The organism is Nonomuraea sp. NPDC049637, assembly GCF_040675235.1.
Classification (GTDB): Bacteria; Actinomycetota; Actinomycetes; order Streptosporangiales; family Streptosporangiaceae; genus Nonomuraea.
The window spans coordinates 25,753-32,054 of sequence record NZ_JBFAOM010000072.1; the positions used below are offsets into that span (position 1 = coordinate 25,753).

Sequence of the window (6,302 nt, forward strand, 5' to 3'; positions counted from 1 at the left end):
GATTCCCATGTCTGAGAACCATGATGCGATCGTCACAGACGCCAAGTCGGAGGACTCGGGCGGCTGTCCGGTCGCGCACGAGCGCGCCCCGCACCCGACCCAGGGCGGCGGCAACCGCCAGTGGTGGCCGGAGCGGCTCAACGTCAAGATCCTGGCCAAGAACCCGGCCGTGGCCAACCCGTTCGGCGAGGGCTTCGACTACGCCGCGGAGTTCAAGACCCTCGACCTCGCGGCCGTCAAGCGGGACATCGCCGAGGTGCTGACGACCTCGCAGGACTGGTGGCCGGCCGACTTCGGCCACTACGGCCCGTTCATGATCCGGATGGCCTGGCACAGCGCGGGCACGTACCGCATCAGCGACGGACGCGGCGGCGCCGGGTCCGGGCAGCAGCGCTTCGCGCCGCTCAACAGCTGGCCCGACAACGGCAACCTGGACAAGGCCCGCCGCCTGCTCTGGCCGGTCAAGAAGAAGTACGGCCGCAAGATCTCCTGGGCCGACCTGCTGATCCTCACCGGCAACGTGGCCCTGGAGTCGATGGGCTTCAAGACCTTCGGCTACGCCGGCGGCCGCGTGGACGCCTGGGAGCCCGACGAGGACGTCTACTGGGGCCCGGAGTCCACCTGGCTCGGCGACCAGCGCTACACCGGTGACCGCGAGCTGGAGAACCCGCTGGCCGCGGTCCAGATGGGCCTCATCTACGTCAACCCCGAGGGCCCCAACGGCAACCCCGACCCGCTGGCGGCGGCCCGCGACATCCGCGAGACCTTCCGCCGCATGGCGATGAACGACGAGGAGACCGCCGCTCTGATCGTGGGCGGTCACACCTTCGGCAAGACCCACGGCGCGGGCCCGGCCGACCACGTCGGCCCCGACCCCGAGGCCGCCCCGATCGAGCAGATGGGCCTCGGCTGGCGCAACAGCTTCGGCACCGGCAAGGGCGGCGACGCCATCACCAGCGGCCTCGAGGGCATCTGGACGAACACCCCCACGACCTGGGACAACAGCTTCCTGGAGATCCTCTACGGCTACGAGTGGGAGCTGTTCAAGAGCCCCGCCGGAGCCAACCAGTGGCGGCCGAAGGACGGCGCCGGCGCCGGCACCGTGCCCGACGCCCACGACCCGGCCAAGCGGCACGCCCCGACGATGCTGACGACCGACCTGGCCCTGCGCGTGGACCCGATCTACGAGCAGATCACCCGCCGCTGGCTGGAGCACCCCGACGAACTCGCCGACGCCTTCGCCCGCGCCTGGTACAAGCTCACCCACCGCGACATGGGCCCGCGCGCCCGCTACCTCGGCCCGGAGGTCCCGGCCGAGACGCTGCTGTGGCAGGACCCGCTGCCCCCGGTGACGCACGAGCTCGTAGACGCGGCCGACGTCGCCGCCCTCAAGGAGCAGATCCTGGCCACGGGGCTGTCGGTGTCGGAGCTGGTGTCCACCGCGTGGGCCTCGGCCTCCTCCTTCCGCGGCAGCGACAAGCGCGGCGGCGCCGACGGCGCGCGCATCCGGCTGCAGCCGCAGAGCGCGTGGGAGGTCAACGACCCCGACCGGCTGGCGACCGTGCTGGGCACCCTGGAGGGCGTCCAGAAGGCGTTCAACGGCGCCCAGACCGGCGGCAAGCAGATCTCGCTGGCCGACCTGATCGTGCTGGCCGGGTGCGCGGGCGTCGAGCGGGCCGCCAAGGAGGCCGGCTTCGACGTCCAGGTGCCCTTCACGCCGGGACGCGCGGACGCCACGCAGGAGCAGACCGACGTGGAGTCGTTCGCCGCGCTGGAGCCGGTCGCCGACGGGTTCCGCAACTACCTCGGCAAGGGCAACCGCCTGCCGGCCGAGTACCTGCTGCTCGACCGGGCCAACCTGCTGACGCTGAGCGCGCCGGAGATGACCGTCCTGGTGGGCGGCCTGCGGGTGCTTGGCGCCAACCACCGGCAGTCGACGCTCGGCGTCCTCACCACGACCCCGGGGAGGCTGACCAACGACTTCTTCGTCAACCTGCTCGACCTGGGCACGACGTGGCACTCGACCGAGGACGCCAACGTCTTCGAGGGGCGCGACGCCGCCACCGGCGAGGTGCGGTGGACCGGCACCCGCGCCGACCTCGTCTTCGGGGCGAACTCCGAGCTGCGCGCGGTCGCCGAGGTCTACGCCAGCGACGACGCCAAGGAGAAGTTCGTCCGTGACTTCGTCGCGGCGTGGGACAAGGTCATGAACCTCGACCGGTTCGACCTGGCCTGAGCCTGACCGGAACGCCCGGGGCGGCCGCCCCGGGCGTTCCGCGTGCCCGGAGACTTGCGCGGTGGTGGGGGATCCCTTACCGTTTTCATACTAAACAAGTCGCTTTTACGGGATAAGTCGCCTACGAGGAGCCCTGATGCGTTTCCACTGGTTCCTGCCGACGACCGGTGACGGCCACGACGTGCGCTCGGCCATCACCACCACCGACGCCTTCCGTCCGGCCGCCCGCCCCGCCACGCTCGGCTACCTGACGCAGGTCGCCAGGGCCGCCGAGCAGGCCGGGTTCGAGGGCGCGCTCACCCCTGTCGGCGCCGGCTGCCCCGACCCGTGGATCGTGTGCGCGGCCCTGGCCCAGCACACCGACCGGCTCAGGACGCTGGTCGCCTTCCGCACCGGCTACGCGCTGCCCACCCTGCTCGCCCAGCAGGCCGCGGCCTTCCAGGAGATCTCCGGCGGCCGGCTGCTGCTCAACGTCGTCACCGGCGGCGACCCCGTCGAGCAGCGCGCCTACGGCGACTTCCTGGACCACGACGCCCGCTACGCCAGGACCGCCGAGTTCCTGCACGTGCTCCGCCGCTCCTGGGACGGCGTGCCGTTCGACCACCACGGCGAGCACTACCGGGTCGAGGGCGGCGGACTGGCCGGGCCGCTTGACCCGAGGCCGCCGCTCTACTTCGGCGGCGCCTCCCCGGCCGCCGAGCAGGTCGCCGCCCGCCACGCCGACGTCGTGCTCATGTGGGGCGAGCCGCCCGCGGCGGTCGCCGAACGCGTCGCCCGGCTGCGCGCCCTGGCCGCGCCGCTGGGCCGCGAGCTCCGGTACGGCCTGCGCGTGCACGTCATCGCCCGCGACACGAACGAAGCCGCCTGGGCCGAGGCCGACCGGCTGCTCGCGGGCATGGACCCGGGCCGCATCGCCGAGGCCCAGCGGCGTTTCGCCCGCTACGACTCCGTCGGCCAGCGCCGCATGGTGGACCTGCACGCCGGCGGCACCCGCGACCTGGAGATCCATCCGGGCCTGTGGGCCGGGGTCGGGCTGGTGCGCGAGGGCGCGGGCACGGCCCTGGTCGGCTCGTACGACGAGGTCGTCACCCTGCTGCGGGAGTACGCCGCCACGGGGGTGACGGAGTTCGTCCTGTCGGGCTGGCCGCACCTGGAGGAGGCCTACCGGGTGGGCGAGTACGTGCTGCCCCGCCTGGCCCGCGAACCGGCCCGCGAACCTGCGTCTGCCCTCGCCTCCGGCCGTTAGGCGGTGAGCAGGGCCTGTGCGGTGACGCGCAGGTCGGCGACGGCCGCCGTCGCCCGCGCGGCGTCGAAGGCGGGGTCGCCCAGGCGCTGCTCCAGGTCGGCCAGCACCACGACGACGTGCAGGTTGAGCACCCGCAGGCGCTCGCGCGTCAGGCCGGGCAGCCGCCGCCGCAGCAGGGCGGCCAGCTCGGCGACCCCGGGATGGTGGTCGCTGGAGTAGGGCCAGGAGCGGTAGCCGCCGGACAACACGTAACGGCTGGTGAAGCGCAGGTACCAGCTCGTGCCCGGGTGGCCGAGCACGTGCTCGGCCAGCGGCGCCAGATACGCCTCGACCAGGGCGGGAAGGTCCTCCTCCAGGCCGCGGGCGCGCAGGTCGCCGATCAGCTCGCGGCGGCGCTCGTTGAGGGGGGTCATGCGGTGGGCGTACAGGGCGTCGATCAGGCCGGCCTTGCCGTCGAAGTGGTACTGGACGGCCGAATGGTTGCCCTGCCCGGCCGTGACGGCGATCTCCCGGAGCGAGACGTCGAGGCCGCGCTCGGCGAAGAGCCGTTCGGCCGCCAGGAGAATCTTCTCTTTGGCCTGCATTCCCACCTTTTCCGGATCACCGAGGTATCGTCGCGGATTAAGACGCTCTGTCTTACTCTCGTGCCGTCTGCTGTCCAAGACCGTACGCCTCTCCTGGCAGGAGCCTCGCCGTGACCGCAGAACCGATCTTCCGCCGGGCCGGCCGCCCGCCGGAGCACGCTCCGAACGTCCTCGCCGTCGTCCTGGACGACACCGGCTTCGCCCAGCTCGGCTGCTTCGGCTCCGGCATCGCCACGCCGCACATCGACCGGCTCGCGACCGGCGGCCTGCGCTACAACCGGTTCCACGTGACCGCGCTGTGCTCGCCGTCGCGCGCCTGCTTCCTCACCGGGCGCAACCACCACGCCGTCGGCATGGGCTTCCTCGCCGACCTCCCGCTCGACCACCCCGGCTACACCGCCCGCATCCCGCGCTCGGCCGCGCCCCTGCCGCGGATCCTGCGCGACCACGGCTACTCCACCATCGCCATCGGCAAGTGGCACCTCACGCCGCGCTACGAGCGCTCGGCCGCCGGCCCGTTCGGCCACTGGCCGCTCGGCCAGGGCTTCGAGCGCTACTACGGCTTCCTGCAGGGCGACACCAACCACTACGCGCCCAACCTCGTCCGGGACAACCACTACGTGGAACCGCCCGCCACCCCCGAGGAGGGCTACCACCTCACCGAGGACCTCGTCACGCAGGCCGTCCGGCACCTCGACGACCAGCGCCACGCCGCCCCCGGCAAACCGTTCTTCCTCTACCTCGGCCTCGGCGCCACGCACTCCCCGCACCACGTCGCGCCCGAGTGGAGCCGGCCCTACCGGGGCCGCTTCGACCAGGGGTGGGACGCCTGGCGGGAGGAGATCTTCCGGCGCCAGACCGGGACGGGCGTCGTCCCGCCCGGCACCGTGCTCACCCCGCGCCCGGACTGGGTGCCCGCCTGGGACGGCCTCACCGCCGAGCGCCGCCGCCTGTACGCCCGCCAGCAGGAGGTCTTCGCGGGCTTCCTCACCCACGCCGACGCCCAGCTCGGCCGGCTGGTCGCCCACCTGGAGGAGACCGGGCGGCTCGACGACACCATCGTCGTGATCTTCTCCGACAACGGCGCCAGCGCCGAGGGCGGCGTGGACGGCAGCGTCAACGAGCACCGCTTCTCCGCCGGCATCCGCGAGTCCCCGCAGGACAACCTGGCCCACCACGACGACTGGGGCGGACCGCGCACCTACAACCACTACGCGTGGGGCTGGGCGTGGGCCGGGAACACGCCGTTCCGGCTGTGGAAGCGCTACACCTGGCTCGGCGGCACCCGTACGCCGCTCATCGTCCACTGGCCGGCCGGGATCGGCGGCGGCGGCGCGGTGCGCGACCAGATCGTGCACGTCAACGACCTGTTCCCGACCCTGCTGGACGCGATCGGCGTCCGGGCGCCCGACGTCGTGGACGGGATCGAGCAGCAGCCGATCGACGGGGCCAGCTTCCTGGCCACCTTCGGCGACCCCGGGGCGCCCGCGCCGCGCACCACCCAGTACTTCGAGATGCTGGGCTCGCGAGCCCTCATCCACGGCCGCTGGAAGGTCACCACCGACCACGTGTCCACGGGCGTCCTGGACGAGGAGGACCTGCTCACCGGCAGCCGCGACCTCGACGCCGACCACTGGGCGCTGTTCGACCTGGCGGCCGACTTCTCCGAGGCGGCCGACGTGTCCGCCGGGCATCCGGAGGTGGTCGCCGAGCTGCGGCGGTTGTGGGACCGGGAGGCCGGGCGCAACAACGTCCTGCCGCTGTACGACGACCTCGTGGCCCGCTTCGGCGCGCTCATCGGGCCGGCCTGGCCCCCCGGCGACGACCGCACGTTCCGGCCCGGGGCCTCGCCCGTGTGCGACGAGTCGCTGCCGCTGCTGTTCGGCGGCTTCCGCTGGACGGCCGAGATCGAGGCGGACCGGGAGCCCGAGGGCGTGCTGTTCGCGCTGGGCGACTGGAACGGCGGCTTCGCCCTGTACGTCACCGGCGGCCGCCTGGCCTTCACCTTCTCCCGCGCCGGGGAGCCGCTGGAGCTCACCGCCGACCGCCCTCTGCCCGCCGGCCGCCTGTCCGTGGACGTCGTCCACACGACGGGCCCCGCGGGTTCGGCGTTCCACCTGTCGCAGGGCGGGGTCGTGGTGGGCGCCCTGGCGTTCGACGGCCTGCTGCCGGTCGCGCTCCAGCACGGCGGGGCCGGGCTGCGGCTCGGCCACGACCTCGGGCTGCCCGTCTCCGG

At 73.2% G+C, this 6,302-nt stretch carries 4 protein-coding genes; 3 read left to right on the top strand and 1 reads right to left on the bottom strand.

Annotated elements, in window-relative coordinates; all coding sequences use genetic code 11:
* Positions 1-7: 7 nt before the first annotated feature.
* Together katG and AB0J71_RS46950 are read left to right on the top strand one after the other, a co-directional pair.
* Positions 8-2,236, top strand: coding sequence for a catalase/peroxidase HPI (katG, locus tag AB0J71_RS46945; RefSeq protein ID WP_364391871.1), 2,229 nt, complete (start codon positions 8-10; stop codon positions 2,234-2,236).
* A gap of 136 nt (positions 2,237-2,372) precedes the next feature.
* Complete coding sequence (locus AB0J71_RS46950) at positions 2,373-3,482, top strand: LLM class flavin-dependent oxidoreductase (protein WP_364420762.1); 1,110 nt, start codon at positions 2,373-2,375, stop codon at positions 3,480-3,482.
* Here AB0J71_RS46950 and AB0J71_RS46955 read toward each other — a convergent pair.
* Positions 3,479-4,066 (bottom strand): TetR family transcriptional regulator, encoded by a 588-nt coding sequence (locus tag AB0J71_RS46955; protein WP_364420765.1) that lies wholly within the window; start codon positions 4,064-4,066, stop codon positions 3,479-3,481. The genes AB0J71_RS46950 and AB0J71_RS46955 overlap by 4 nt on opposite strands.
* Before the next feature lie 110 nt (positions 4,067-4,176).
* On the opposite strand from AB0J71_RS46955, the gene AB0J71_RS46960 reads away from it, so the two are divergent.
* A partial coding sequence (locus tag AB0J71_RS46960; protein ID WP_364420767.1) for an arylsulfatase occupies positions 4,177-6,302 on the top strand: 2,126 nt, incomplete at its 3' end.